Origin of the sequence: Neptunomonas qingdaonensis (assembly GCF_900113275.1) — a bacterium.
In the GTDB taxonomy this organism is placed as follows: Bacteria; Pseudomonadota; Gammaproteobacteria; order Pseudomonadales; family Balneatricaceae; genus Neptunomonas; species Neptunomonas qingdaonensis.
The window spans coordinates 54,678-78,102 of sequence record NZ_FOOU01000008.1; the positions used below are offsets into that span (position 1 = coordinate 54,678).

Sequence of the window (23,425 nt, forward strand, 5' to 3'; positions counted from 1 at the left end):
GAACTTTCGGATTGTTTTCGCAATAATTGATTTTTTGATTACCGAAACGGGAGGGTTTGCGCTTTCACGGTTATAAAATTTCTACTTTCGTTACTGATATACGCTAGCTTCGTTACCGTACTGCAGTACGTTTGAAGATCCTATTTAATCTCGTCCATGAGTGAAGAGGTTGTAGTCAACCCTCAGCAGCACTTTAATTAATCGCGGTTAACAGCGCGCGTCCGGCAAAATGTGCTTCAAGATTGTCGACTACCAACTGCGCCATCGCATCACGAGTTTCAATAGTGCCGCTGGAGTGGTGAGGGTATAAGACCACGTTTTCCAATCCAGCAAAGGCTTGGCCATCATGAGGTTCAGTGGTAAAAACATCCAGCCCTGCTCCGGCAATGCTATTAGTGGTTAGCGCATCAATCAGAGCCTGTTGGTCGACGACCGACCCACGCGCTACATTAATCAAGGTGCCGTTAGTCCCTAATGCCGCCAATACTTCCGCATTAATTAAATGATGGGTGGCCTCACCACCAGGGCATGCCAAAACCAAGATATCCGCCCAGTGCGCAAGATCGATCAACTCGGGTTTGAAATCATATACAGTATCCGCTTGAGGGCGACGGCCAAAGTAAGCGATCTCCACCCCCATCGGCTCAACCCGAGCCGCTATGGCCTTACCAATTCGTCCCAAACCGACAACCCCCAGCCGCTTACCACGTATTGAGCTGGTGAGTGGCATCGGGCCTTGTTGTGCCCAGCACCCCTCTCTGATCCAACGATCACCCAACACTATACCGCGACGCTGTGCCAGCATTAACGCGATGGCTATATCTGCTACATCATCGGTTAGTATATCAGGCGTATTGGTCACACGAATGCCTAACTCGGAGCACAGTGCGACATCGATACTATCGTAACCAACACCTGATGATGCAACGATTTTAAGATTGGGAAGCCGCTTTATCAGGTCACTGGAGAGTCCCTTTATCCCTGTAGTGACAACCGCCGTGATACTGTCACCAATAGTTTCGATCATCTCTTCGGGATTGCTGCATAGGTCAAGCCGGTGCAGCTTATATGTCGCTTCAAGATGAGCCATTTGGGATGGCCGGTTAGGCCAGATAACCAACACATTTGGCAATGCAGTAGCAAGATCTGATGTCATTAATAGTCGTCCTGAAAGCCCTCAGTAGCGACGTTCTGACACGTTCAGGAGGGCATGTAAATATGAGGTAAATGTTTAGCTATCGGTTCCCTCAAACATCCTGATTCTGGCATTGTTGAGGTGCGCTTTCATCGCGGCTTCCGCTTTCTGGGCATCACCATCGATGATATATTTCAAAATGGTGTCATGCTCATCCTGAACCAGATCCATGCGATTATTCGACGATCGTAAGGATAACGTCCGGGTAATATTCATCCCCTCTTTAATGTTCTCTCGCAGCGATTTCATCACCGTCGTGTAATATTTATTGTTAGCAGCCTCGGCAATAGCGAGATGGAATTCAAAATCCTCGTCACTGGCGAGGGCATGAAGCTTATTCGCTTCATTGATTTTTTCTGCTGCGGCAACGATGCGACCCAGCTGTTCGGCTGTTCGCCGGGTAGCGGCGAGTCCTGCAGCATTACCTTCAAGACTGGTACGAAACTCAAAACACCGCTGAATATCAGAAATGCTGGATATTTTAGAGAAGGAAAGGACGGCATCATCCGGACGCTTAATGACAAAACTACCTGATCCACGCCGGGATACAATTAAGTTATCCTCTTTAAGTCGTGTTAAGGCTTCTCTCAACACGGGTCGAGAAACGCTGTACTGTTCACAAAGTTTAGCTTCACTCGGAAGCTTTTCATTTGCAGGGTATTCACCACTGATGATGGAAATCAGAATCTTCTGATAAACCACCGACGAGAGCGATTGACTCATTTCTGGTGCTTGCATTCGCATAGTTATAACAACCGAAAGGTAGTGTTAAACGCTGAAAAAAGACAACTTTTATCAACTATAGTTAACCATTCATCCTGAAAAGTTCATTTATAAAACGATTAACAGTATCTTCATTAAATGTTGGCTTTTTACCAGTTAAATCAGACTAAATGGCCATAAACTAACTCGATTCTAACACCAAGAAGAGATTTTTAACAAGTCAATATTTGCGCTTAAGCGCCATGGCCGACGGGATAGATAATGAGAAAGATAAAACAAATTATTACAAAAAAGTAAAAAGTTGTAAAAAGTTGTTTGATTTGTAATTTTTAATGGCGTACAGTTTGGCTACTGTTTCTTCTGACCGAGGTAAAAATGTATGACAACAAGCGATCAATACATGCTGTTAGATGAGAAGGTGCTTGATGACCTTCGTCGTGTCTCAACAGCTACGTTGCACACAGCACTTTTCAAAAGAGGCTTTCGCAACACTTACATTCAGGGCGTAAACCGCATCAACAACAAAAAAGTGAAGATGGTCGGGCAAGCATTCACTCTGCGCTACATCCCGGCCCGCGAAGATGTTGATACCGTTGAGGCCTTTAAAAGCCCGGTGCATCCTCAGCGCCTCGCTGTTGAAACCGTTCCTGCAGGAATGGTGTTGGTATCGGATTGTCGCCAGGATGCATCCGCAGCCTCTGCCGGGAGCATTCTTCTGTCTCGATTGGAATACCGCCAATGTGCAGGCTTTGTCTCTGATGCAGGCATAAGAGATTGTGACGATGCCTCCGATATGAGCATGCCAATCTTTTGCGCTAAACCCAGCGCGCCGACTAACTTGACCAAGCATCATGCGGTTGACATTCAAGTGCCGATTGGTTGTGGCGGTGTGGCCGTTAATCCGGGGGATGTATTAGTAGGCGATGGCGACGGGATCATTGTCATACCTTTAGAGATTGCAGAGGAAGTTGCCGAGCAGGCGATAGCAATGGAACTCTACGAAGATTATGTACTGGAAAAAGTTCGCGCCGGCAGCAAAGTCATCGGGCTTTACCCGCCTAATCCGGAAACGCTGGAGGAGTACAACAACCTAAAGGCATAGAAGTAATTTGACTTTTATAGAAATAATTTGACGACTGAGGTAAACGATAATCTCCAATCGTTTATACCTGAAACATTTAATAGATCGTCGCCAGTAATGACTATCTATTAATAATAAAAATAAGATAAAGAGAGATTTCACTATGATGTTCACAGGATTTAAAAATAAATTCATCTGCGCCATTGGTGCTTGTTTGCTCACCTCAACTGTTGCGGCAGCTGATTATCCTTCACGCGATATTCGCCTTATCGTTCCTTGGCCTGCCGGGGGTGGTGCCGATGCCATATCACGAAAAATCAGTAATCTTGCCGAGCAGCAGATGCCGGTCTCTATTTACGTAGAAAACATCCCTGGTGCGGTAACCGCAACAGGTCTGATGCAGATGACGCGGGCTCGCCCTGATGGCCACACCGTCGGTGTACTAACCTACGACAGTGTCATCACTCTTCCGCGTGGCAACATGGTTCCCGGTTACTCGCTGGAAAAAATGGCTCCGATTGCCCGAATTACACGTGAAGCCGACGCTGTTGTCGTGTCTAAGCATTCTGGTTTTACTGACTTTAACCAACTGATTGAAGCTGCCAAAGCAAAACCTAATAGCGTGCGTGTGGGTGTTGCACCTAAAGGGTCTGGTCCTTTTCTCGCGATCCGTCGTCTTGAACAACAAGCGGGAGTTAAGTTTAACGTCATCACTTACCCTGGGTCATCCAGCGCCGAGGCCGAAGCGCTGTTGTCCGGTGAGTTGGATGCAGCTATTTCAAGCTTGGGTGATTTCAGTGGAATTATCGAGTCAGGAGACGCAAAAGGTCTGGTAGAGCTGTCCTCAGAGCAAAACCCGTCGTTCCCTGGTGTTCCACCTATTAGCACTCTGGGCTACGAACTGGAAACGGGAAGCTTCGTCTTGTTGGCTGCGCCTAAGAATACGCCTAAAGAGGCGATAGTTAAGTTGGAAGCGTCTTTTAAGCATGCCTTCGAGAGCGAAGAGTTCCAAACCTGGGTTGCGAGCACCGGGGTAACGCCAAGCTGGCTAGGTGCCAATGATGTGCAGAACTGGATTGATGAGCTGCAATCAGAAACATTCAAAGTCATGGACGGACTAGGCCTATAACGATGTAGCGTGCATCCTCCTGCCGTGTTGCCAGGGGGATGCCCGAGGGACTCGAAATGATTTTATTATGTAAAAAACTTATCTTTCAATTGTTAATTCTTGCTGTTTCCATTGGATATCTCATCACTGCCATCAATCTGGGAAGCCCTATAGTAGAAGGGAGTATTCAGCCCTCTTTCTTTCCGCTGATTCTAGGTTCGTTTGCCGTACTGTTTAGTGGAGTATTATTTTATAACGAGTTTAGCGCAGTAAAAAGAAGCGGCTTAACAGAGACAGACAGTGCTGGTGAGAAGCAGTTTTCCGTTCCTATCATTATTGTTTCTATCTTTATTTATATTATTGCCTTTTCAACTGTTGGATATTTTATCTCTTCAGCCTTGTTTGTTTTTGCAATCATATTGGTCTTTTCCTCTAAGGGGAAATACGCTCAAAAGGCCGCGATTTCAATAGTGATAGTCACTCTTGGATATATCGTATTCGAACAACTTTTCGGCGTTAGGCTTCCAGCCTTGTGGGGTTAAATTATGGAATTTATTACACTGGTAGCTGGTAGTTTTTCAACTCTGCTTAATCCTATGGTACTGGCCTACGTGGTAGCAGGTTTTCTCATCGGTACTATTTTTTCCGCCATCCCGGGGCTGACCGCAACCTTGGCGTTAGCGTTGCTATTGCCTCTGACATACAGTCTGGATGTCACCACCGCATTAATGGCCTGCTCGAGTATCTATATGGCGGGAATGTGTGGTGGCAGCATCACGGCCACAACGATAAACATTCCCGGGGCGCCGTCATCAATGATGACAGCTCTGGATGGCTATCCACTTCAGAAGCAAGGCAAAGGCGCATTAGCGCTGGGTCATGCGGCTTTCGGTTCTATGGTGGGCGGCGCGTTAGGTGCCATTTTACTGATCGCCATCGCACCATTTATTGCCAAAGCATCACTGCTGGTGCAAACCACCGGTAAATTTTCACTGTTGGCTTTTGCGATTATCGTTATCGTTATCGCTCAACGCGGAAAAATGATCAAAGCGGCCATGGCAGCATGCATCGGTTTAATGTTGGCAACGATAGGTCTGGATGCGATGGAACCGGTCACTCGTTTCACATTCGGATTAAGCGATCTTACCGCAGGTATCGATCTGATGCCGGTGATTATCGGTACCTTTGCCATTAGTGAAATATTGACTCAGGCTAATGCTGCAAAAGAGGCTCGTCAAACCACAGAAGCCATGAGTAGTGTTAAAATCAGACGTCGGGATTTCATTCCGCCATTAGCGTCTATTCGCGAAATTGGTATCGTTTGTTACGTCAAGTCGGCGTTGATTGGTTATTCTGTCGGTACGCTTCCAGGGGCTGGTGGATCTATGGGCAGCTTCCTTGCTTACGTTGAAACAGTTCGCACCTCATCAAACCCTGAAAGCTTCGGTAAAGGTAATCCTAAAGGGATCGCTGCGTCCGAAACCGCCAATAATGCGGTTTGTGGTGGCGCTTTAGTGCCGATGCTAACGTTTGGTATTCCGGGTGACCCGATCACTGCGATCATGCTCGGCGTGCTCGTTATCAACGGGATTCAACCTGGCCCTCAGTTGATGTCTGGGCAAGCTGATTTGATTGCGCCGATGCTAGCCTCTTTATTATTTAGTGCGGTCGTATTGATTCCATTAACGCTGTTCTTACTCGGTCCTTATTTCATTAAGATTGTCGCGATCCGTAAGGATGTCCTCTATGGTGCTATCGCTCTGCTCGCGGTGGTAGGCAGCTATGTTGCTACTTACTCAACCTTCCAAATGATCATGGCGTTGGTAATGGGGGTAGTGGCGTACTACATGAGAAAGAATGACTTCCCGGTGATAACACTGTTGCTTGGGTTTATTCTCGGCCCGAACCTAGAAGAGTTTTTGCGCCGTGCGCTGGCTCTCTCTAATGGCAATCCAATGACGTTCTTTACTAATCTGGATAGTTTGTTCTTTGTCGTTCTCACGTTGGTTTTCGTTTATTTCCTCGCGATCAAAAAACCAATTAAGAATCCAGTGAACGCTGTTGAAAGCGTTGCTGAGAGCACTTAATGGCGTCACCCAGCCCGGCCACTTAGGCTGGCCGTGCCGGGGCTCATCTTTAAGTCCGTTAACACACAACCCTTACTCTATTATTTACAAAGTAGGAGCAAAAGTATGCAACCCAAAGGTCAACAACTCATTGGTCTAGATGCCTTTTTCGCAGCAGGGGCTCCCATTCATGCCGTCAATCCTGCCAGCGGTGAACAGCTTGAGCCTGCTTATGCCAGTGGCGGTTTTGCAGAAGTTAATCGAGCATGCGAGTTAGCCGAGTCGGCAAGTGTCGCTTTTCGCACTTCATCGCTGCAACAGCGCGCGACATTTTTGGAAACTATCGCAGACCAGATAGAGGCGATCGGCGATGAGCTGATCCAGCGCGGAATGCTTGAATCGGGCCTTCCTCGCGCCCGGTTAGAAGGCGAGCGCGGCCGAACTTGTGGGCAGTTAAGGCTGTTCGCATCCGTCGTCCGCGCGGGTGAATGGTTAGATGTCCGTATTGATCCTGCTTTGCCAGAGCGTCAACCATTACCCAGAGTTGATCTGCGTCAGCAGCATATCGCCCTTGGTCCGGTTGTAGTGTTTGGTGCCAGTAACTTCCCGCTAGCCTTCAGCGTTGCGGGTGGAGACACCGCCTCAGCGTTAGCTGCCGGTTGTCCGGTGATTGTTAAAGCGCATTCTGCCCACCCTGGTACTTCTGAACTGGTAGGGCGAGCGGTGCAGGCAGCAATCAAGGAGTGTCAGATGCCGGAGGGGGTGTTTTCACTGTTATTTGGTTCCGGCTTCGAGGTTGGACAAGCATTGGTCTCTGATCCTCGGGTAAAGGCCGTCGGTTTTACCGGTTCACGGAGTGGTGGTATGGCGTTAATGGCGACAGCCCAAACGCGTCTTCAGCCGATTCCTGTTTATGCGGAAATGAGCAGCATCAACCCGGTATTTTTATTACCTGAAGCTCTCCAGTCACGGACTCAGGCATTGGCTGAAGGTTTTATCGGCTCATTGTCGATGGGAGCCGGCCAGTTCTGTACCAGCCCTGGTTTGGTCATTGCCATCCGCAGTTCAGCGCTTGACACCTTTGTAGCAGCGACCAGTAAAGTGATTTCCGGTATCGCGACTCAGACCATGCTGACACCGGGAATTCATAGCGCATACGAGCAAGGCGTCAAAGCACTGTCTGATAACGTGGGTGTTCGCTCGCTCGGTAACGGCGACGCGAGTGACGCTCCCAACCAATGCCAAGCGACCCTGTTTACCACTTCTGCAGAGGTGTTCCTTAATGATGATCGACTGCAGGACGAGGTGTTCGGCGCTTGCTCTTTATTGATCGAATGCGACGATATGGCGCAAGTAAAGTCCGTTGCAGAAAAGCTGGAAGGGCAGTTAACGGCGACTATTCAGATGGAAGAGGGCGATATTGAGCAGGCTAAGCTACTACTGCCAGCCTTGGAAGAAAGGGCGGGTCGGGTGTTAGTGAATGGCTGGCCAACCGGGGTTGAAGTGTGCCATGCCATGGTTCATGGCGGACCGTTTCCTGCCACCTCAGACTCGCGGACGACCTCAGTCGGAAGTGCCGCAATTTATCGCTTTTTGCGTCCTGTGTGCTACCAAAATATGCCTCAAGCCTTGTTGCCTGAAGTACTGCGCGATGGAAATCCGTTGAAAGTGTCTCAGTTAATGGATGGCAAGAGAGTCGTCTAAAGGTCTGATAAGCGAGACCATCTGCTGTGGTCTCGCTTTTTGTACATTCATATTTTGGAACTAAGCATGGATTCTTCCCTTAAGAGCAGGGGAAATGCTGTTCTCCCGTTTACCACGCAATCCTGCTGCCGTCGTAATCAAAGTAGCCTTTGTTCATATCCGCTGGATAGGCAGGACTAATCTGATCTACTACCTTTCGCATACCTGCCACGCTGGTGGCTATGTCGATATCGCCCTCGGGACCTCCCATATCTGTTCTTACATGCCCGGGATGCAACAGCAGGCAACTGATTTCCATGGCTTCCTGGTCTTTTGCAAAGCAGCGTACCGCCATATTCAGTGCCGTTTTTGATGAACGATAAGCGTAGGCTCCTGCTCCATTGACAGCGAGTGAGGCCATCTTGCTGGTGGTGAAGGCCATCACTTTGCGTTCCGATAACCTCACGTTTTCTACCAGGGCTTCTGCGATACGGATAGGTGCGATGCAGTTGATTTCAAACGAACGTAGCCAGTCGCGGTTGTCGACCTGCTCGAGGGTTTGGCTTTTATCCAGATAAACCCCGGCGTTATTCCAGACAATATCGATCGGGATGCCGGCTAGTGTTGATGTTAACGCTTTGATGGATGCTGGATTGCTTAGGTCCAGAGTCACGGCTTCTGCTCCTTCTGCTAATGACTCGTCCGGGCTACGGCTGGCCGCAAAAACGCGCCATCCGTCCCGTCGATAGGATCGTGCCAAAGCAAGACCGATACCCCGGTTAGCACCGGTAATTAATATAGTGGGCATTTGATCAGGCTCCCTTTCAGTGAATTATTGGTAAAGTGCCACTAGGCTATCGCTGAGTAGTTTAACATCCGGCATTGTTGCTTGAAGCTCTGATGAGAGAGCCCATGGGTATGGAAGCTTATCAAACCAGGATAATACGTCAGGCTGCAGCGCCTGAGGTAAAATAACCATATGCTCGATAGTAATGACCAGATGATTGGCGAGGCAAGGGACGTTCTTCTCAAAACCCCATTGATAGTCTCCATAGCCCAGCCGTAAAGATCCGGAGGTTTTTTCAGTCATGCACACTATCCAGCGGCAGTTGAGCTGATTTTGGTTTTGCTGCACCGTGTCAGTGAGACAAAGGGTATAAATATTTTCATAGGTGGTGTTGAATTCGCAGACCAGTGTCTGTGTGATGTTATCCAACCCCGTCACCTTGGCGGGAAATGATATGTTGTCTGTTTGCACACTCATCTCGAGTGTGGCGTGCTGAGAAAACACACGTTTCATCAAATGCGGTTTGTTGTTGTCTTTGGCTTTTATATATTGGCTAATCAATATCTTATTGTTATTCATAGATATAGTTTCGGATGGTTTTACTTTGGTTGGACGGGAGGGCCTGGCGCTTTTCAGCGTTGCGGCCCTCCTTATGTTATCGCTGCGGCTCTATCTTATGGGTAATGGGAATGGGTTAGGGTCCGCTCATTGATGTTGGAAGATAAGTCACGATCTGAGGAAACAGATAGATCAATACCACAGCAAACAGGATCAGCAAGAAAAACGGTAGTGCAGCGCGGGCTACATACAGAATGTCTTTGCCGGTTAGCGCCTGAATAACGAACAGGTTAAACCCGACCGGTGGTGTGATTTGTGACATCTCAACCACTAATACGATGTAGATACCAAACCAAAGCAGGTCGATACCGGCCTGTTGCACCATCGGCAATACCACGGCCACAGTGAGTACTACCACTGATATACCATCAAGGAAGCATCCCAGCGCGACAAATAAAATGGTCAGGTAGATCAACAGCACCCCAGGAGAGAGGGACATATGACCGATCCATTCAGCCAACGCTTTGGGAATACCCAGAAAGCCCATCGCCAGGGTCAGAAAATGTGCTCCAGCCAGAATCAAGCCAATCATACATGAGCTTTTGACCGCGCCGGTCAAACTTTCCCCAAAACTGCTCCTATTTAACGATCCAGTCACACCCGCCAGAAACAGTGCGCCAACGACACCCAGCGCAGCGGCTTCGGTTGGGGTGGTAAAACCACCATAGATGGAGCCCAGTACAAAACCAATCAAACCCAAAATTGGCAACAATAAGCGTAAGGCTTTGATCTTTGCCGCAAAGGAAACATGCGATTTATCGTGTTGTGGCAGCTCGTCTTTGTTCAGCAACGCCCATATGACGGTGTAGCCCATGAACAAAGTAACCAATAACAAACCTGGCAGAGCACCCGCGATAAACAGGCGACCAATCGATACCTCTGCGGCCACGCCGTAAACAATCAGGATAATCGAAGGTGGAATCAGCAGCCCCAAGGTGCCTGATCCGGCAAGAGTACCTACTGCCATTTTGTCACTGTATCCCTGAGCTTTGAGCTCTGGCAATGTCATTCTGCCGATGGTGGCAGCCGTGGCTGCAGAAGAGCCGGATACCGCAGCAAAAATACCACAACTGAGCACGTTAACATGCAATAGCTTGCCGGGTAGCCCGCTTAACCAGGGGGATAGTCCTTTAAACAGATCTTCTGACAGACGGGTACGAAAGAGTATTTCGCCCATCCAGATAAACAGTGGCAATGCCGTTAGTGACCACGAGGTACTTGATCCCCAGGTCGAGGTGGCAAATAGTAAACCGATCTGATCGTTACCTGACAGAAGCAGGCCTAATACACCTACGCCAAACAGCGCTAAAGAAACCCATACTCCCAGCGCCAGCATCAGCAGCATGAACACCGCCAGGGAGATGGCGATTATGGTCATATCCATTAGATTTCCTCCAGGTTAAGCTCGTTTTCATGAGCTTTATAGGAGGGCGTTTTACGTCTTAACATGGCGATAACGTCATCCAGAATAGCTATATTTAATATAAGAATACCCAGTGCCACAGGTACCTGCGGCATCCAGATTGGCACCGAAACATACCCGGAAGAAACCTCTTCAAAAATGTATGATTCCCAAACCATATGGATGGAGTAGAAAGACATAAAACTGACGAGTAACAGCGCAAGAATAAGGACCAATAACTCTTGAATGTAACGAGAGCCTTCTCTCCAGTGTTGAATCACCAGCGTGACTCTTATATGCCCGCCTTCACGGAAGGTATAAGCAAGCCCGAAAAATGTGGCAGCGGCCAGCGCGTAACCTGAAAAATCTTCTGCAGAGGGCACAATAAAACCCAATATCCTGCCGACAATTTGCGCGCTAATAATGAGTGTGATCAGGACAATACAGAAGCCAGATAAGTATCCGGATGCCAGATAGAGCTTGTTGAGTAGAGAGCGCATAATAACAACCCTGTATGATGGCCCTGCTGATTTCGCAGGGCCTGTTGGCGTCGTTGATTACTGATTGAAGGTTTTAAGAATAGCTTCAACTTCAGGGGCTTCAGCTTTCCACTCTTCGATCATGGTAGCGCCGATTTTATTCAGCTCAGCAATCAGCTCTTCGGATGGTTCAGACACGATAATGCCTTTATCGGCTAAGGTCTGCGTATCTTCCTGTGCTTTAGTTCTAACACCAGCCCAACCTTTGGCTTCGGCATTCGCGGCAGCATCAAGAATGACCTGTTGGGTCTTTTTATCCAGGCGCTTGAATGAGCGGTTGTTGACGACAACCACATTCTTTGGGATCCAGGCACGGATATCTGTGTAATGACTCAGATAATCCCATGCCTGACCGTTTACGCCCGTGGAAGGCGAAGTGACCATCGCATCGATAATACCGGTACTGAACGCTTGTGGGATCTCTGGCACTTGCACTGTTGTTGGTGAGGTATTCATCAAATCAGCCAAGCGGGAAGTTGATGGGCTGTAGGCTCGCATCTTTAACCCTGAGATATCTGCCAGTGTGTTAACAGGTACTTTGGTGTAAAGACTCTGGGCAGGCCATGCAACGGTGTACAACAGCATCATACCTTCTTTTTTAAGCTGCTTTTCGACTTCTGGTTTGGCTGCACTCCAGAGTTTCTCGGCGCTATCGTAGGTTGTTGCCAAGAAGGGGATGTTATCGTGTTTGAAGACCGGGTGGGTATTACCCATAATACCGATAAAGACCTCTCCCAGCTGAACCTGACCGGTTTTGACTGCGCGTGGGATTTCAGGATGCTTGATCAGCGAAGCACCGGAATGGACAACGATAACTAACTCACCAGCGGTGTTGCTTTTGACCTCTTCGGCAAACTGGTTGGCGATCTGAGTCGGAAGATTAGCATCGCCATACGGCGTTGGCATATGCCATTGCGTTTCTGCGAAAGCGCTGCCCGCAGTTCCGAGCGTCAGTAAGGATGCAATCAGGATTGCGGCTCGATTGGGTACAAATTTCATTATTATTTCTCCAAATCAAAGGTTTGTTAGCGATACCAATGGCATTTGCTACCCTTGTATAAAGCAAGCCCCGTACCATACTTTGAGATGTAAATAATATTGTTTAAAAACAGATGTTTGAGAAGTTTTGTATTAGTCTAACCATCTCTTGTGGGTCAGTTTTGACACAAAAAAAAGCGGCATTGTGAGTCAGTTTTAACTCACGCCGCTCTCAAATCGCTCATCGCTCAAGTCTTTTGGCTGTAAAATCAGTCGGCTGTAAAGTCGCTGCGGTCCAATCCATACTTTTTCATGCGCAGGTAGAGTTTTTTGCGGGGGATATCAAGTGCCTGGGCAGTCAATTCCACATGACCCTTGTTAGCCTTTAGCGCGGCTAAAATAACCCCCTCCTCATAGCTGGCAAGCAGTTCGTCCAGATTGCCCTCTTTCGTTGCCTGATTAAAGTCGGTATCAACGCTGCTTTCATGCGCAGAAGGTAACCCCAGCACCCAACGTTCTGCAGCATTACGTAATTCCCGGACATTGCCAGGCCAGGACTGCATGCTTAACTGCCGCAATAAGGGTGCAGGCACCGCTTGACTCTCACGAGCGAAACGCTGGTTAGCTTGTTCTGCAAAATAGCTGAACAAAACAGGTATATCAGCCTTGCGTTGATCAAGACTAGGGATATCAATACGCGCAACATTGAGGCGGTAGTATAGGTCTTCTCTAAATGTTCCTTGATCAGCGGCATCGCGAAGGTCAATTTTAGAAGCAGCAATAACCCGGATATCGACATCGATATCCGCATTACCACCGAGGCGTTGCAGAGTCCGCTCCTGCAATACCCGGAGCAGCCGTACCTGAAGAGAAGCCGGCATGCTTTCTATTTCATCCAGAAACAAGGTGCCACCGCTGGCGTACTCTATCTTACCTATTCGTTTTTTTTGTGCGCCGGTAAATGCGCCAGCTTCATGGCCAAATAACTCGCTTTCTATGAGTGATTCAGTCAGTGCTCCACAATTAAGCGCGACAAAGGCTTTTTTCGCTCGGGGACTGAAATCATGCAGGCACTGGGCAACAACTTCCTTACCGGTACCTGTAGCACCATTGATGATTAGGTCTACATCGACCTGGGCTAGCTGTAAAACGGTTTGTCGAAGGCGCAGCATGGATGCTGTCTGGCCAACCAAGCGATTATCAATTTCGTGCTGTCCTTGAATCACCTGCCGTAAAGCGCGATTTTCCAGTACCAACTGGCGCTTTTTCCAGGCTCGCTGCACCGTGTTGAGATGGTGTTGCGGATCATCTGTTTTTTCCAGAAAGTCGTAAGCACCCATTCTGATTGCCTGAATTGCAATGGCTATGTCGGAATGACCACTAAACATGATGACCGGAATCTCAGGATCTATGTCAAGTACTTGCTGCAAGACTTCAAGACCATCCATGCCATGCATGCGCACGTCACAGATAATCACCCCCCGCCAGCTTTTGGAGCACTCAGCTATAGCGGCAAGCGGATTTTCAAAAGCGATGGCGTCATAGCCTTCCAACTGGAGCGTCTGCATCATTGATTCGCGCACTATTTCTTCATCATCGATGACGATTATCTGGCCATCATGTACGGCTGAGCTCATGACTTATTTCTCCGGTATTCGGCTAGTAGCAGGATACAGAATGATGCGCCGCTGTCTGATTCATAATCTATGACGATTATCTGGCCATCATGTATGGCTGAGCTCATGGTTTGCTTCTCCGGTATTCGGGTAACTGGATACAAAATGACGCGCCGCTGCCTGAGTCGTCATCTACTGTCAGCTTGCCAGCAAAATTATTAATTATATTGAAAGAAATAGACAAGCCGAGCCCCAGACTCTGGCCGCGTCGTTTTGTCGTAAAAAACGGCTCAAAAATATTCTCGCGTAGCTCTTTACTAACCCCTGGTCCATTGTCCCGTACATGAATTTCTAACCGGTCGTTGTTATGCAGGCATTCAATGCGGATCAGTTTTGTTGGTTGATCCGCAATGGCATCCAGCGCATTGGTAACCAGGTTGAGGACAACCTGCTCGAGTTGCACAGGGTCTGCATAAACCAGATTATTCTGCATGGGGAAAAGCACTTCTATGCGGGTTAGTTTCCTGACCTCATCACCTTCAAGCATGATCAGGACGTTATCAACCACGCGCTGCAGATCGACGACAACCAGATTGTCTTGCTGCTTGCGTGCTAAAGATTTAAGGCGCGTAATAATCGTGGTGGCGCGTTTGGTTAGATTGGATATCTGGTTTAAATTTTTCTCAGTTTCCTGCAGGCGTCCAGCGTGAAGTAACCGCAGACCATTATGTGAATAATGCCCGATGGCCGACAGCGGTTGATTAATTTCATGGGCAATGCCCGCTGATAACTGACCGAGTGCTGCCAGTTTACCGGCTTGTACCAGCTCTTCCTGAAACGTGGAAAGCTGATTCTGAAAGCTGACCAGAGAACGTGCCATTGCGCCAATTTCATCATTGCCTTTTACCTGTACTTGCTCTTCCAGGTTGCCATTTGCAATTGAGCGCATGCTGGCATCCAGGCTGGTAATTCTTGCCACCATATTGCGGCCAACATATAGCCAGACAATCAAAATAGAAAATAACAGACTGGCGGTGACCATTAACAGCATCCAGGTCCGTCCTGTTTTGATGGTCTCGCGAGCATTGTAAACCGAGCTTTGGGCCGCTTTTTCGGTTTTTTCTGTCTGTATTGCAATCAGTTGGTTTAACTGGCCAAGCTCTTCTTGAACCTGAGTGAGTAACATCTGGCCTGACTCCAGAATCGCGCGTTCCTTACTACGTAGGGTAAACATATTGTTTTGTCCCCGCGACAGAAAAATAATATTCACCACGGTTTCTTTTAAGGGTTGTACACCACGCAAATTATCCACCGCCTCAAGGTCATTTTGGATACGCTGGATGATTTCATCAGAATGAATTTGCGTGGCGATAAGTGAATTCAGGTCGGGTAAGTGCTGTGCCCGGTCTACTAGATTGATCAGAAGATTCACATCAGCCTTGATACGATAGACTCTTTGTAAATCAGCATTTATTTCGCTAATCGTCTGTTTGTTGAAGTTGTCGATGGGCATCCAGGAATCAGGAAAATCCTGGTTGAAGCGATTAAACAGAGTGAGCTGCACACTCTCTGTTAGTGTATTTATATCGCTCAAAAAACTCGATGCTACCCACCTGAGATGCTGGTTTTCAGATATTTTTTTCTGCTGAATATCCTGCTTTTTTGATACATTGCTATCAAGTTCAGCCAGTGTTGTTTTTAACATTTCAGTCTGCCCCAGGAGGACTCTTTGAGCCTTATTGTCTTGAGTAACCGCAGAAATGCTCGACAGTAAATCAGCCATGCTGGTTATGTAAAGGTTTAGCTCTTGGCGAATTTCCAGACGACTTTGTTCATCTTTCGCCGCCAATAAGCTCGGTGATATCAGGGTTATTTTAGTGCCTAGCTCTTTTAAATCAGCTATCGAACTCAGCGTGCGGATATTACCCTCCACCACACTGTTCAATTCATTGCCAAGGCGGTTATACGACACCCAGTTGACAATGCTGGCGAGTATGATGAAGGCACTCAATGCGCCAAACGCCAGGAAAAAACGGCCGCGAATTCCCAACCTATAACTACTTTTCATAAAAATATGCCTTGAAAAACCTATTTGACATAATAGTCACTTCAGAGATTAATTTGAAATTAAGCAGCCATAGAGGAACACAGTCATTAAGTCATTAGCTAAGGGGGGCTGTATCAGACGCGACAGCTTTATCTGTCGCATCTATGTTGCCATAACCTGCTTGCTTAAGCGGTTATAGTCAAGTGCTATAATACAAGCTACTCTGGATATTCAATTAACTCACTACTCAGGGGCTTTGATAGCCGGTGGTTATTAAAACGTTAAAGAATTACTCAGCTTCACTTTTTCTTGTTCTGCTGATGTCGGCTATGAGCGGCCTTTTGATAGCGAACGATACTATCATTATCAAGGCGGTAGGGACTTGGGGATATTTCAGCAATTATCCAAAACATGAAGGTCCCTTCTGGAATCAGCATATTGCAGATGTCACGGCTGGAGAGATAGTTGGGGAGATAAAACCACAAGATGAGCTGGGCCTGCGCGGTTTTGAAATTATGCACCTGCTTAAGAATGGTGTATTTGATTTTGCCTTTGGGCTACCTGCATATGCCATGCAGGAAAGCGAAATTTTTGAAGGGGCGGATTTGTCATCTCTGGTGCAGCATATTGGTGTGCAGAGAAAAGTTGCCGCTGCATATTTCCCAACTTTGGAGCGTGCCTTTTCAGAAAAATACAATGCTAAACTGATGATGCTGTATCCATTCCCCAGTCAGATGATCTGGTGCAAGAATCCAGTGAACAGTATTGAAGATCTGAAAGGAAAGCGGATCCGGGTATTTTTAACAACGCTTGGCGATTTTGTCGAAGGGGTGGGTGCTATTCCGGTAAGCGTCGCCTATCACGATGTGCCCGACGCTCTGGAAAAAGACAGGGTTGACTGTGTTATCACCGGGACCATGTCAGCGTATACCGCAAAGTTGTATAAGTTAACGCCTTATGGATTTACTCTTCGGGTTGGCTGGGGACTGGCATTTGGTGCAATAAATATCAATAAATGGAACCTGTTGAGTGAGTCTCAACAGACACTCCTGCAGAAAGAAATTTCAACGTTAACCGACAATATGTGGCAGGAAACCGCTACTGAAGATGCCATTGCTCTCGCTTGTTTGTCTGCTGGGCCTTGTTCGCTGGGCGAAACAGGCAATATGGTTTTAGTCGAGCCTTCTGAGGCTGACCTTATCAAGCGCGACAAGGTGGCTGCAGATGTGATCTTGCCACGTTGGGCAAAGCGTTGCGGGCCTGAATGCGCCGCTAACTGGAATCGAACGGTAGGTACCATTCTTCATTTAAGAGCTGAGGTACCAGCTAAGTAAATCACGCTTTTTTGTCGGCCTCGTTTCGTTCACTCGTGGCTTGCGGCGGATGCATATTGCTCCGGCGTTACAGAGTTGTCGCTTTCTTTTGAAGTGACAATAAGGCAGAGAAAGTGACGGCCTCGTTATCAGAGTGAACAGAAATGCTACCTCCATGGGATTCAATAATGGATTTAGTGATCGCCAGTCCCAGTCCTGTTCCTTCACTTTGTTGTTGGCGGGAAGGATCGACCCGATAAAACCGATCAAATAGCTTGGATAGATGTTCCGCTGGAATATTCATACCAGGGTTAGCAATTGAAATACTCGCCATGTTGTCAGTCGGTGTTTCGAGTTGAACGACAACCTTTTCTGTTAAATCTAATGGCTGCATCACCGGTTTGATCAGGTCATTATCGCATTTAGCGAGCCACAGCATGTCGCCGACCATTTTTGTTAAACGCTCAAGCTCCTCTAAGTTTGAATAGATCAGTTCTCTATAAATTTCGGGCTCTCTGCTTTTGTTAAGCGTCACTTGCGATTGAGTGATCAGGTTGGTTAACGGTGTACGTAATTCGTGGGCAATATCGGATGAGAAGTGCGAGAGGCGCTCAAAGCCTTCCTCCAGACGACCGATCATATGATTGAAAGATTGGGCGAGCTCCACTAACTCAATAGGAACAGTGGCGGTGTCGATACGCAAATGGAGGTGATTGGTTTCAATTTCATGCAAGCGGTTGCTCTGGCCTCGAAGCGGCAGGTGGCCTTGTCGAATGCCCAGCCAGGTAATGAGGAGCGTTGCTACGCCTGTGCCCAGCATGATGAACCATAAACTCTGACGAAACTCGTTGAGAAACTGCAGATGAAAACCCATGTCTACTGCAGCCGTTACACGAAAAGAGGCACCGTTTTCAGAAATATTGAACTGCATTCGACTGAACTGCACTTGACTTAAGAGTCTGGTTTGACTGCATCAGAACGTTTTCTATCGATTGAGTAATCACCTGCAGTTCAGCAGCATCCTGCTGCATAAAGTGCTGATTGACTGACGATATGACCAGAGAGGCGGTGAGGAACAGACTGAATCCTATGGCGAGGCTGACAAAAAGCAACACACGCAGTGTGAGTGAGATAGGGCGGACTTTACCCGCAAGCATCATCATCTTCCCAATCCAGTTTGTAACCCATACCACGAACGGTGTGGATAAGTTTGGGTTCAAAATTGTCATCGACCTTTGCTCGTAATCTTCTAATGGCCACATCGATCACATTAGTATCGCTGTCAAAGTTCATATCCCATACTTGGGATGCAATTAAGGTACGTGGAAGTACTTCACTCTGGCGGCGTACCAGCAATTCGAGTAGTGAAAACTCTTTCTGGCTGAGTGCTATTTTTTTACCCGAACGAGTGGCGCGACGCCGGGGTAAATCGAGTATCAGGTCGGCTATGGTCAGTTGACTTGCTAAATTGGAGCCAGATCCCCGGCGTAGTAAGGTGCGAATTCTGGCCAGCAGTTCGGCAAAGGCAAAGGGTTTAACGAGGTAATCATCAGCGCCTAGCTCCAGCCCTTTGACGCGATCATCAACACTGTCCCGGGCAGTGAGAAATAATACCGGTGTTTGGTGTCCGGCTTCGCGAAATGACCTGAGGATTCGCCATCCGTCGACATCAGGCAGCATCACGTCGAGAACGATTAACTCGAATTGCTCTGTCATTGCCAGATGGTAGCCATCCAGACCATTACGCGCCAATGTGATCATAAACCCCGCTTCTGTCAGCCCTTGGCGCACATAATCACCGGTTTTTACTTCGTCTTCGACCACAAGAAGTCGCACAGCTTATCTCCTGCTTTAAATACTGAAGGGCAGTTTATCTCAAGTTTAGGGTAAGTTTAGTGCACGGAAGTTCACCGCCAGATGACCCACAGATTACAACTTTGTCATCTTTTGGTCATGCTGGTGTCAGCGGGAGCGGTCTAGAGTAAGCGCATGACTACCAAGATAGATGATTGCATTGGAGCATCAGTACATATGAAGCAAGACGAATCTGCGTTAATTCCTCACACTCGTTTGTCACGACGGCTTTTTGTAAAAGGTCTGGCAGCGGGTGGTGTCTTATCGGCAATGCCGAGGCTGCTTTCTGCTAACACAAACGATACTCGCCTGGGCTCAGCACCGGTACTGAGCGGCCAGCTAATCACGTTGGTTATTGCTGAAACACCTGTGAATTTTACCGGTGTTAGGCGCATGGCAACCACTATCAATGGATCTATTCCTGCTCCGACTCTGCGTTTGCGTGAAGGTAATGAGGTGACTATTCGTGTGAGTAACCGTCTCTCCGTTGCTACCTCCATTCATTGGCATGGAATTATCCTTCCTTACGAAATGGATGGTGTACCAGGTATAAGTTTTCGCGGTATAGCGTCGGGAGAGACCTTTGAGTACCGCTTTACGTTAAAACAAAGCGGTACATACTGGTACCACTCGCATAGTGGTTTTCAGGAGATGACCGGAATGTACGGCGCACTCATTGTTGAGCCGCGCGAAGGTGAGTCGATTCAGGCAGATCAGGATCATGTGATACAACTATCAGACTGGACCGATGAAGATCCTATGTCTGTGTTCTCCAGGTTGAAAGTGCAAAGTGATTTTTATAACTTCAATCAACCGGTAGTGGGTGACTTTTTACAAGATGCGTCAACCATTGGAATGAAAGGTGCTTTTGAAAAACGCCAGATGTGGAATCAGATGCGGATGAGTCCTACTGATTTAGCCGATGTATCTGCCGCCACCTTTACGTATCTTATGAATGGTATGACACCCGCGGGCAACTGGAATGGATTATTTAATCAGGGTGAGCGTGTACGACTGCGCTTTATCAATGGCTCCAGTAATACTTTTTACGATGTTAGAATCCCGGGTTTGAGCCTGAGTGTTGTGCAGGCCGATGGTCAGAACGTGAAACCGGTCAGCGTCGATGAGTTCCGCTTTGGCCCCGGTGAAACGTACGACGTTGTTGTTGAACCTGAAGGTGATGCATACAGCATTTTTGCACAAAGCATGGACCGATCGGGTTATGCTCGCGGTACCTTGTCTGTTCGTCCGGGGCTTGCTGCCCCTGTGCCAGAACTTGATCCCGTTGAATGGCTTGCTATGAGTGACATGATGGGCGCAATGGACCACAGCTCTATGAAAGGTATAGACCACAGTGCCATGAAGGGCATGGATCACAGTGCCATGGAAGGTATGGATCATAGCTCAATGGGACATAGCATGGAGACGAACCCTCTGGCGAAGCCTTCACAAACGGTTCGCCATGCAAGCACGGAATACGGTCCGTCTGTCGATATGCGTGTTGATACGCCACGTACTAATTTGGATGACCCGGGTATCGGGCTGCGTAATAATGGCCGGCGTGTATTAACACAGGCTGATTTACGTTCAATTAATGGTGTACTGGATGATGATCGTGCACCGACGCGGGAGATAGAGCTGCATCTGACCGGCAATATGGAGCGTTATAGCTGGTCAATTGATGGGCTTGAGTTTGGTAAGAGCACACCGGTTTCGATGCGGCAAGGCGAGCGGCTGCGGGTTATTTTACAAAATGACACTATGATGACTCATCCCATGCACTTACATGGTATGTGGAGTGATGTGGAGTCTGCCGAGGGCGATTTGCTAGTCCGTCGTCATACTATCTCTGTGCAATCCGCCCAACGGGTTAGTTTTTTAACAACACCGCATGATGTTGGGCGCTGGGCCTGGCATTGCCATCTTCTTTTTCATATGGATGCGGGGATGTTCCGCGAAGTGGTGGTGTCATGAAACGCTTGAGTGATGTTGACGCGTTAAAGCCGCTGACTATCTTAGCTATGTTTGCAATGATTAGCAGTCCTTTGCTAGCTCAAGCTGAGATTCGCGACCCTCATGCCTACTCAAATGGATATACGTTGGAAGAGGGGCCGTATGCCTTAGCAGGACCACGTCTGCTAAAGTTAGCTGACGAGCATAAATTCTGGGCAATTCAGGGTAATCGTGTCGAATACGATGCTGACAGTGAGAATGGTGTATTTGAGATACAAGGCTGGTACGGTTCCACGTATGAGCGTCTGGTTATCAAATTTGACGGTGATGTCGCTAACGGGCGTCTGCAAGAAAGCCAGACAGGTGTTGTCTGGAGCCACGCTTACAGTACTTTTTTCGATACGCAATGGGGCGTACGACTTGACCACTATGATGCAGGCACTGACCGGCAGTGGATTTCTGTTGGATTTCAGGGATTAGCGCCATACTGGTTTGAGTTAGAAATGACTGCTTATCTGGGTGAAAGTGGCCGTACGGCTATTTCACTTGCAGCCGAATATGAGTTATTGCTTAGCCAGCGGTTGGTTTTGCACCCGAGCGCTGAACTGAGTTTATATGGGAAGAATGATGTCGAAAACAGATTAGGTGAGGGGTTGTCGGATGCCTCGCTTGGATTAAGGTTACGCTACGAAATCACACGTCAGTTCGCACCTTATGTGGGTGTCGAGTGGACAAGTAAGCTGGGCAAAACGGCGGATATTGCCAGGGCCGCTGATGAATCTATTCGTGATACACGTTATGTCGTAGGTATGAGGTTTTGGTTATAACAGGCTTTATAAACGTAAAAATAATATATTTTTAAGATATTCAGGAGTTAATCATGAAGAACAAACAACTTGGCGTATTGATTGCTGTACCTGCACTCATGCTGGCGTTTTCTGTACAAGCGCATAGCGAGAAAGAGCATATGGAAAAGGCAGAGAATCCAGACTGTGCCGCGATGAACAGCATGGATCATAGCAAAATGGATATGAATGATCCTGTTGTCATGGCGATGATGCAGCAGTGCATGAGTAGCATACACGGCTCAGCAGAAGCAGAGAGCGCACCTCATGGACATGGCAATAGTCATGGCGAACCGATGACAGGTGCTGATAAGGCGGGTGAGCATATGCAGGCTCCCGCTAAGTAATAAATACAAGCAGTAAACAAATGAAAACAGTAATCAATAAAAAAATAGCTACTTAATAAAGCTTCTTAACATAGCTTTTTATAAATGGTTACTTGAGGTTGCCCTTGCCGAGAGAGCGGCAGGGGTAGCTACTGACGGGAGATTATCCGATGACAGCTTTTAAAAAAAAGGGAGGGTGTTTCAAGCGGCTGATGGCAGTGGCGGGAGCAACGATAGGAGTTATCGTGTTAGGAGGCGTGGCGTTTATCTATTCGGGTTTATACCCCATGGGTGCCGATGATCCTCACTCTGATATCACCACCTGGGCGTTAAAGACATTACGTGAGAATTCAATCGCTAGCGCCTCTAAGGATATTGAGGTGCCGTCGGATCTGAATTCGGTCGAGCGCTTACTCAAAGGCGGTGCCGACTACAATGATATGTGTGCTGGCTGTCATCTTAAACCGGATCAAAAGGAAAGTGATTTTACCTTAGGGTTGTATCCGGTACCGCCAAATTTAGCAGATATTACACTGACTGCGGCTGATGAAAAAGCAGCCGATCAGCGAAATTTCTGGATTATTAAACATGGTATTAAGGCTTCCGGAATGCCTGCGTGGGGCCCGGGGCATGATGATGTGCGTATCTGGAACATGGTGGCTTTTCTCAAGCGTTTGCCTGAACTGACGGCGGCTCAATATCAGATACTGACCGCACGTGGAGAAAATGATCCCGGACATCATTAACATAGCCAGTCACTCACTTTAGTTGCTCTCATCAGGCACGAAAGAAGGTTAACAATAATGTACAAGAGACAATGGGTAACCGGGATATTTATAGTGGGCTTTCTGTTGAATAGTTCCTTTGCGTTGGCAGAGCATTTTAATGGCCATGTGAATGTTAAGGTGGGGACTTTGACGGCTGCGGCGCAAAAGGGGCAGTTGGCTTTTAATAATACGTGTGCCGCATGCCATGGTAATAATGGAGAAGGATCTCTTCAGGGACCTCCGTTGATTCATGCCCTTTATAATCCCGGGCATCATTCTAATCAGTCTTTTTATTCCGCTGTGCGCAACGGCGTACAACAACATCATTGGCCCTATGGAAATATGCCCGCTCAAGAAGGGGTTGGTTTTTCAGATATGGCAGTCATTGTGAAGTTTGTGCGTGAAGTACAGCAGCAAAATGGTATTGTTCAGAAAAAGCACAAAATGTAATCCGGATTAAGAGCATTTACTAAAGAGAGTAGTGTGTCAGTTTTGCTGGAATTTACCCGTCAGGAGAAAGGTCG

23 protein-coding genes are annotated in these 23,425 nt (G+C 47.7%); 11 read left to right on the forward strand and 12 right to left on the reverse strand.

Annotated features, from left to right (window positions below):
- Positions 1 to 193 precede the first annotated feature (193 nt).
- Both BM099_RS12415 and BM099_RS12420 read right to left on the reverse strand, forming a co-directional pair.
- Positions 194 to 1,156: a 2-hydroxyacid dehydrogenase gene (locus BM099_RS12415; RefSeq protein ID WP_090728447.1), complete on the reverse strand. Its 963-nt coding sequence runs from the start codon at positions 1,154 to 1,156 to the stop codon at positions 194 to 196.
- 75 nt (positions 1,157 to 1,231) lie between these two features.
- A complete protein-coding gene (locus BM099_RS12420) occupies positions 1,232 to 1,918 on the reverse strand; it encodes a FadR/GntR family transcriptional regulator (protein WP_090728448.1) in 687 nt (228 codons plus the stop codon).
- Between the two features lie 379 nt (positions 1,919 to 2,297).
- Between BM099_RS12420 and BM099_RS12425 the strand changes: the two genes are divergently transcribed.
- The 5 genes from BM099_RS12425 to BM099_RS12445 all read left to right on the forward strand — a co-directional run bounded on the left by BM099_RS12425 (position 2,298) and on the right by BM099_RS12445 (position 7,877).
- Positions 2,298 to 3,020: a ribonuclease activity regulator RraA gene (locus BM099_RS12425; RefSeq protein WP_198064153.1), complete on the forward strand. Its 723-nt coding sequence runs from the start codon at positions 2,298 to 2,300 to the stop codon at positions 3,018 to 3,020.
- A gap of 142 nt (positions 3,021 to 3,162) precedes the next feature.
- Positions 3,163 to 4,128, forward strand: coding sequence for a Bug family tripartite tricarboxylate transporter substrate binding protein (locus tag BM099_RS12430; RefSeq protein ID WP_090728449.1), 966 nt, complete (start codon positions 3,163 to 3,165; stop codon positions 4,126 to 4,128).
- A gap of 56 nt (positions 4,129 to 4,184) precedes the next feature.
- Positions 4,185 to 4,649, forward strand: coding sequence for a tripartite tricarboxylate transporter TctB family protein (locus BM099_RS12435; RefSeq protein WP_177201171.1), 465 nt, complete (start codon positions 4,185 to 4,187; stop codon positions 4,647 to 4,649).
- A 3-nt stretch (positions 4,650 to 4,652) separates the two neighbouring features.
- A complete protein-coding gene (locus BM099_RS12440; protein ID WP_090728451.1) occupies positions 4,653 to 6,194 on the forward strand; it encodes a tripartite tricarboxylate transporter permease in 1,542 nt (513 codons plus the stop codon).
- A gap of 105 nt (positions 6,195 to 6,299) precedes the next feature.
- Entirely contained in the window at positions 6,300 to 7,877 is a 1,578-nt protein-coding gene (locus tag BM099_RS12445) for an aldehyde dehydrogenase (NADP(+)) (RefSeq protein ID WP_090728452.1), read from the forward strand.
- Positions 7,878 to 7,986: 109 nt separating this feature from the next.
- Here BM099_RS12445 and BM099_RS12450 read toward each other — a convergent pair whose 3' ends face one another.
- The 7 genes from BM099_RS12450 to BM099_RS12480 all read right to left on the reverse strand — a co-directional run bounded on the left by BM099_RS12450 (position 7,987) and on the right by BM099_RS12480 (position 15,864).
- Positions 7,987 to 8,664 carry an SDR family oxidoreductase gene (locus tag BM099_RS12450; RefSeq protein WP_090728453.1) on the reverse strand — a complete coding sequence of 226 codons (678 nt, stop codon included), beginning with the start codon at positions 8,662 to 8,664 and terminating at the stop codon, positions 7,987 to 7,989.
- Between the two features lie 24 nt (positions 8,665 to 8,688).
- Positions 8,689 to 9,222 (reverse strand): hypothetical protein, encoded by a 534-nt coding sequence (locus BM099_RS12455; protein WP_090728454.1) that lies wholly within the window; start codon positions 9,220 to 9,222, stop codon positions 8,689 to 8,691.
- A 115-nt stretch (positions 9,223 to 9,337) separates the two neighbouring features.
- Positions 9,338 to 10,645 carry a TRAP transporter large permease gene (locus tag BM099_RS12460; RefSeq protein ID WP_090728455.1) on the reverse strand — a complete coding sequence of 436 codons (1,308 nt, stop codon included), beginning with the start codon at positions 10,643 to 10,645 and terminating at the stop codon, positions 9,338 to 9,340.
- A complete protein-coding gene (locus BM099_RS12465) occupies positions 10,645 to 11,163 on the reverse strand; it encodes a TRAP transporter small permease (RefSeq protein WP_090728456.1) in 519 nt (172 codons plus the stop codon). The genes BM099_RS12460 and BM099_RS12465 overlap by 1 nt, the downstream gene beginning before the upstream one ends.
- 57 nt (positions 11,164 to 11,220) lie before the next feature.
- Complete coding sequence (locus tag BM099_RS12470; protein WP_090728457.1) at positions 11,221 to 12,201, reverse strand: TRAP transporter substrate-binding protein; 981 nt, start codon at positions 12,199 to 12,201, stop codon at positions 11,221 to 11,223.
- A gap of 248 nt (positions 12,202 to 12,449) precedes the next feature.
- Complete coding sequence (locus BM099_RS12475; protein WP_090728458.1) at positions 12,450 to 13,817, reverse strand: sigma-54-dependent transcriptional regulator; 1,368 nt, start codon at positions 13,815 to 13,817, stop codon at positions 12,450 to 12,452.
- A gap of 103 nt (positions 13,818 to 13,920) precedes the next feature.
- On the reverse strand, positions 13,921 to 15,864 hold the full coding sequence (locus BM099_RS12480; RefSeq protein ID WP_090728459.1) for an ATP-binding protein: 1,944 nt from the start codon (positions 15,862 to 15,864) through the stop codon (positions 13,921 to 13,923).
- A 308-nt stretch (positions 15,865 to 16,172) separates the two neighbouring features.
- On the opposite strand from BM099_RS12480, the gene BM099_RS12485 reads away from it, so the two are divergent.
- Positions 16,173 to 17,177 carry a TRAP transporter substrate-binding protein gene (locus tag BM099_RS12485; protein ID WP_232349016.1) on the forward strand — a complete coding sequence of 335 codons (1,005 nt, stop codon included), beginning with the start codon at positions 16,173 to 16,175 and terminating at the stop codon, positions 17,175 to 17,177.
- 67 nt (positions 17,178 to 17,244) lie between these two features.
- Here the strand turns inward: BM099_RS12485 and BM099_RS12490 are convergent, their stop codons facing one another.
- The 3 genes from BM099_RS12490 to BM099_RS12500 are packed head-to-tail and all read right to left on the reverse strand — an operon-like array spanning position 17,245 to position 18,992.
- The gene (locus BM099_RS12490; protein ID WP_090728460.1) at positions 17,245 to 18,087 is read right to left on the reverse strand and encodes an ATP-binding protein; all 843 of its coding nucleotides are present in this window, start codon (positions 18,085 to 18,087) and stop codon (positions 17,245 to 17,247) included.
- Entirely contained in the window at positions 18,068 to 18,319 is a 252-nt protein-coding gene (locus tag BM099_RS20690; RefSeq protein WP_090728461.1) for a hypothetical protein, read from the reverse strand. Before BM099_RS20690 ends, BM099_RS12490 begins: the two co-directional genes overlap by 20 nt.
- Complete coding sequence (locus BM099_RS12500; RefSeq protein ID WP_090728462.1) at positions 18,300 to 18,992, reverse strand: heavy metal response regulator transcription factor; 693 nt, start codon at positions 18,990 to 18,992, stop codon at positions 18,300 to 18,302. The genes BM099_RS20690 and BM099_RS12500 overlap by 20 nt, the downstream gene beginning before the upstream one ends.
- 153 nt (positions 18,993 to 19,145) lie before the next feature.
- Here BM099_RS12500 and BM099_RS12505 point away from each other — a divergent pair, with 153 nt between their 5' ends.
- The 5 genes from BM099_RS12505 to BM099_RS12525 all read left to right on the forward strand — a co-directional run bounded on the left by BM099_RS12505 (position 19,146) and on the right by BM099_RS12525 (position 23,351).
- Positions 19,146 to 20,984 carry a copper resistance system multicopper oxidase gene (locus BM099_RS12505; RefSeq protein ID WP_425319910.1) on the forward strand — a complete coding sequence of 613 codons (1,839 nt, stop codon included), beginning with the start codon at positions 19,146 to 19,148 and terminating at the stop codon, positions 20,982 to 20,984.
- A complete protein-coding gene (locus tag BM099_RS12510) occupies positions 20,981 to 21,790 on the forward strand; it encodes a copper resistance protein B (RefSeq protein WP_090728464.1) in 810 nt (269 codons plus the stop codon). The genes BM099_RS12505 and BM099_RS12510 overlap by 4 nt, the downstream gene beginning before the upstream one ends.
- Before the next feature lie 53 nt (positions 21,791 to 21,843).
- A complete protein-coding gene (locus BM099_RS20450; protein WP_177201172.1) occupies positions 21,844 to 22,155 on the forward strand; it encodes a hypothetical protein in 312 nt (103 codons plus the stop codon).
- Positions 22,156 to 22,304: 149 nt separating this feature from the next.
- Complete coding sequence (locus BM099_RS12520; protein ID WP_232349017.1) at positions 22,305 to 22,880, forward strand: c-type cytochrome; 576 nt, start codon at positions 22,305 to 22,307, stop codon at positions 22,878 to 22,880.
- Positions 22,881 to 22,937: 57 nt separating this feature from the next.
- Positions 22,938 to 23,351, forward strand: coding sequence for a c-type cytochrome (locus BM099_RS12525; RefSeq protein ID WP_090728465.1), 414 nt, complete (start codon positions 22,938 to 22,940; stop codon positions 23,349 to 23,351).
- Positions 23,352 to 23,425 lie beyond the last annotated feature (74 nt).